This window comes from Rivularia sp. UHCC 0363 (assembly GCF_034931125.1).
Lineage (GTDB): Bacteria > Cyanobacteriota > Cyanobacteriia > Cyanobacteriales > Nostocaceae > Rivularia.
Genome location: NZ_JAYGHM010000024.1, coordinates 96,457 through 101,405, shown reverse-complemented (window position 1 = coordinate 101,405; position 4,949 = coordinate 96,457). Strand labels below are relative to the sequence as shown.

At 39.1% G+C, this 4,949-nt stretch carries 3 protein-coding genes; all 3 read right to left on the bottom strand.

The window, feature by feature from the left end:
- Positions 1-99: 99 nt before the first annotated feature.
- The 3 genes from VB797_RS15660 to VB797_RS15650 all read right to left on the bottom strand — a co-directional run bounded on the left by VB797_RS15660 (position 100) and on the right by VB797_RS15650 (position 4,286).
- Positions 100-3,054 (bottom strand): pentapeptide repeat-containing protein, encoded by a 2,955-nt coding sequence (locus VB797_RS15660; protein WP_323238628.1) that lies wholly within the window; start codon positions 3,052-3,054, stop codon positions 100-102.
- A gap of 31 nt (positions 3,055-3,085) precedes the next feature.
- Positions 3,086-3,448, bottom strand: coding sequence for a hypothetical protein (locus VB797_RS15655; protein WP_323238627.1), 363 nt, complete (start codon positions 3,446-3,448; stop codon positions 3,086-3,088).
- Between the two features lie 337 nt (positions 3,449-3,785).
- On the bottom strand, positions 3,786-4,286 hold the full coding sequence (locus VB797_RS15650) for a hypothetical protein (protein ID WP_323238626.1): 501 nt from the start codon (positions 4,284-4,286) through the stop codon (positions 3,786-3,788).
- Between the last annotated feature and the right edge of the window lie 663 nt (positions 4,287-4,949).

Sequence of the window (4,949 nt, the reverse complement as noted above, 5' to 3'; positions counted from 1 at the left end):
GCTAGATTTACCCCGTGTAGGAGTATTTTTGTCAATCCCTTAAAGCTTAATTTTAGATGCGTTTGCCCTGCTTATTGAGCCGATACCTTTTGATATCGTCTAGTTATCAGGAGAAAGCGCTCGTTTCAACTGAGCTAAAGCTCGGTTGTAATTTATAATCGATTTAATTTGATTACGTTCGGATATTGTTAGTTTTTCCTCTGATTCTATAACGTCCTTTTGAGTACCGACCCCAGCTTGGAATCTTAACCTTGCTATACGTAAAGATTCTCTATTTTGAACCAAAGATGCGTTAGAGCTTTGAACTATATCAAAACTAGATTGCAGGCTAATAAATATTTCTTGAACTTCTAACTTGATTTGATTGTGCTGCTTTTGCTGTTTTTTTCTGTTTTTTTGAGCAAGATCAATAATTTTTTCTAGTGGTAAATTCCAAAGACCACCTAGCTTCACAGGGTCTACTTTCAACAAAGTAACTGAGTCCGGAAAACCTAATTGAAAAGATAAGCGAATTTTCGCTATTTTTTCCTTTGTTCTAGCATTAATCAGTGCTTGATTACCTGTTGCTAGATTAACTTGACTTTTCAAAACATCAAATCTTGTACCCACCCCAGCTTCTTCTAAAGCCTGAGCGTCCCTTAAAATAGCACGAGCATAGTTTACACTAGATTCAGCAACACGTACTAGCTCTTTTGCTTCTTGTAAGTCGTAATAACAAAGAGTAACTTCAAGACCAATTTTCGGAGATAAACCCTGGTTCTTACACTTTGCTATCTCTAAAGCCTTTGCTAAAGTAATCGCTAGAGATTTTTGAACTTCTTTTCCATTGTGTCCAGGAATACAAACTTGAGAATTTATTGGAGGTCGAATATTAGTATTAGCTGAAGAGGTAATAGTGTTTATATCTAGACAGTCGCGGTTAGATATCTTTCCATCAAACATAGTAGTAGCGCACAATAAAGCATTATCTAAGTATTCATCGTTGAGTTTAGCGCTATTTATTTGAGCATTTTTAAAGTTGGTTCTATTAAGATTGGCATTCTCTAAGTTGACATCGCTGATAATAGCAGCTTCAAGCTGGGCATCGCTAAGATCCGCTGCTGATAGGTCAGTATCGTTCATGGTAGCACCAGTGAAATTGGTTTTGTTGAGTTTAGTTCCACGGAGGTTCGCATTGCTGAGGTTCGCACGACTAAGGTCGGCATTGCTGAGGTTCCCACCATTGAGGCTTGCACCGCTGAGATTGACACCATTGAGGCTCGCACCACTGAAGTTTATCCCAGTGAGGTCAACGTTCCTGAGATTAACATTACTTAAGTCCACACCGAGTTTTACCAGTTCTTGGAGCGCCAAAATTTTGGACGAACTATCTTTTTGTACTTTTGCAGTATTGTATATACTCCAGTATCTGCTAATTCGCATCTGTCTTTCGGCAGATATGGTGAATAAAATTATAGGAATAAAAACAAACCCAATTAACCTTAAGTAATAATTCCGTCTATAATTAACACTTTTCTGAATAAAGTCACTAGCCAAATGTGATAGCGTTAAATTGGGATTTTGCTGTTTATGAAATACTTGAGCATCCTGCAATTGTTTTCCCTGCAATAAATAACCTTTCGACTTATTCTTTTGTTTCCATTCAACCGCTGCTGCTTCCAACCGCCGCCCAAAGCGAATATCACTGCGGCTGCTATCTAGCCATTGTTTCATTTTCCCCCAATTAGCAAACAATGCTTCGTGGGTAACTTCTGCAGTTTCTATTCCTTTTTCAGAGGAAACAGTCACCAATCGCACTCCAGGGTGAGCAAATCTGTCAATCACCCTTTTGACAGATTCTGGCTGCTCTTTGTAACTAACCAAATTATCAACATTCGCTCGACGACGAGTATCGCTCGCTCCTTCTCCCAACTGCACCAATCCTAAAAATACCCGTCGAGCTATTTTCTGCTCTTCATCATTAAGACTATCAAAAATACGTTCTGCTTCTTGTGCTAATGCTCCCCCCACACCGCCAATATCTCTTAGTGTCTTCACGGGTTCAACGCCTTTTTTCAGCCCCTCCCAAATGCGAGTCAAAGCAAACTGCAACAGGGGTAAAGCTCCCTCCCTTCCGTCTGTATCTTTAAGTAACAGAGTAACTACAGCTTCATCTAAAGGATGTCCGGCGTTTTCTGCTGGTTTCGTAATCGCCCGTCGCAGTTCCTCTTCACTCATCGCTGGGACAATTACACCTTTAGATGCAATTACCTGATTCAAAGCTGGGTGTCTTTGGGTTTCTCCTAAAAAATCGCTACGGAGGGTGATAATTACTGATACACAGCCAGAGCGATCGCTTGCAGCATGAATTAAGTTCTCAATAAATATTTGGCGTTCCGTAGTATCTTTGCAAAGGGAGTAAACTTCCTCAAATTGGTCTACTAATACCACCAACGGCGATACAGCAATCTCCGGGAGGACATTAGCAATCCGCCGTAAGCCATCATAAATAATTGTATCTGTAGTAGTATTACTAGTTCCTTTTAATACCCGCTCAAACTCCTTCGTTTTCTCCACAGGGGTTTGGTCATTAGTCGCCACCCTTGCTAACACCGTCGCTAAAGCTTCCACAGGATGAGTTCCAGGGACAAGCACTGCTACCCGTGCAAGACTATAACCAGGTAGAGAACGCCGTGCTAATTCTGGTATTAAACCTGCTCGTGCTAGGGAAGATTTTCCAGAACCAGATGGTCCTAAAATCGGCAGTAAGCGTAATGGTGCTTCTGGCTGAGTCATATTTTCATGGAGAGCGCGAAACAAATTCCACAGCTTTTCAATTTGTGCCTCTCGTCCAAAAAAGCGATCGCCGTCTTCTTCCTGAAAAGCCAATAGTCCCTTATAAGGATTGGGACCAATTTCTCCTGGCACCTGAGTTTCCTCAGGTTCAATTAAACGTTCTGATTGATACTGATAGATAACAACCTTATTGCCATTTCCGGAAATAATGGCACTGCTGATAGCATCCTTTTCAATTGTGATGCTGCGATTATCTCCTTGCATCCCGCTGTCAGTCATTCTCTCTTGCCTCACAATTAATTAAAGAGTGTTAAACAGTTAAATTAACGATATTCAGTAAATTGTGCCAATTGTCACCTAACCAAGCCACTGTTTTGGTTAAGTGGGGTTTAAGTTTTTCAATCAAAGATGCAAATCCCTCAGCCTTTTTGGCATAATCAAAAGCTCGGTCTAATGCCTTACCCACTTCATTTTTATCTGGTTTTGGTTTGTTGATTTCTTCATCCGCATCAGCAATAGCATTGTCAATTTTGCGACGGTCTAAACTTGACAAGTTTACCAGTATCTCACGCAGGGCATTAAGTTCTCCTTGTATATCAACACTTGATGGTGCAGGTAAACTCACTGGTTGGGGTAAACCTAGCGAGCTTGTTACCAGGGGCAAGTAGTACAAAATCTGAGTTTGTAGTATGAAGGAACATGGCTAAAACCCTTATTCTTTCGTTCCATCTTGTGGTAACTTGGGCAGATGAACGCGAACTATGTCTAGACAATTCAATAGAAACCGATAACTGAAAAGGATATACGGCAAGACTTTCAGTCTATCTTGCCCCTTGTAACAAGCTCACTAGATTTACCCCGTCTTGATAGCGGGCATCATAAATGGAATATCTAATGCTTGCAACCATCTGATTACAGGAGTATTAAAAAATCCCCTATCTAAATAAAGTTTTTTTACATTTATTTTAAAGGATTCAAGCTCTGCCAATAAATAAGTAATTATCGCTACACTAGTAACAAGGTCTGCGAACACCTCTGACGGCTAGAGTTACACGCTTATTTTTGTTAATAACATATAAAGTTGCGTAGGCATAAAACGAATGAGTACCAGATTTGGCTTCACTTTTATATATGTATGGTAATTCTAAGAATGTTGGCTTACCATAATAACCAATTAAATTTAAATCAATCGCTATTTTTAAACATCCTTTTTTTAAACCCAAAGGAATTCGACTTTTCAACGCTTGATTAATTCGTGTCTCTAACTCCTCAAAATTGTTGATTTTATTAAGATGATATCTAATATCATTAGCTGTGGGAATATTCTTTAGTAATTTGGCTGTATTCTCAATACTATCTCCACTGCTGGCTGCTTTTATAAGAATCTCAAATAAGGTTTGCTGGTCACATACTCCCTGAGTTTTAATGGAGAAATTTTCTACTAAACACTCAATAACCTCTTCAAGGGTTTCTGAGTCTGTTAAAGCTAGTTCTTCTGATGAAACAGTCAATTTCTTTCAGCCAATATGCTACACACTACTTTCATCATTTCATTTTTCTTACCCTTTCAGGGCAGTATAAGCATTAATTATGAATTTAGTAGTTTATAGCACTTTAGTATACGTAAGAGTGATTAGCGATCGCTCTTCTCTGAAAAACTTTTTGGTTTACTGTTAAAGTATACGCAGCTTCTAGGATATTTATATTGCTCGATGGCTGTTTACTCATATTGTGACGTTCGTTCGAGAGTGCATAAAGGTTATAGGAAATAGTTTGATAATGGCTGTTTCTGCACTATCTATTTTACCCATACAATGACAGATGATAAATCACCATTGAGGGTAAGTTATTTCACTGGATGGTACAGCCCATCCTTTTCGTTAAAGTGCCATGCATACTGGGGTAGGAACATCATTGGAACAGAAAACCAGGTTAAGCATTGTTACATAAATAATACAAAATTATTTCACCGCTGTTCGTGGAGCGTGCCGTTAGGCAAAACCTTTGTTTTCTCGTTAAGCTACCTGGTAACTTGAAAAATCAACTACTACAATCCTCTACAAAATCCTTGCAGAATAAGACTTTTAAGCTTAACCCGGTTTTCTGTTCTGATGATACTTGTACCCCCATAATGGCGATCGCACTTTTTCCTCTAAGAAAATTCGTAACTCATA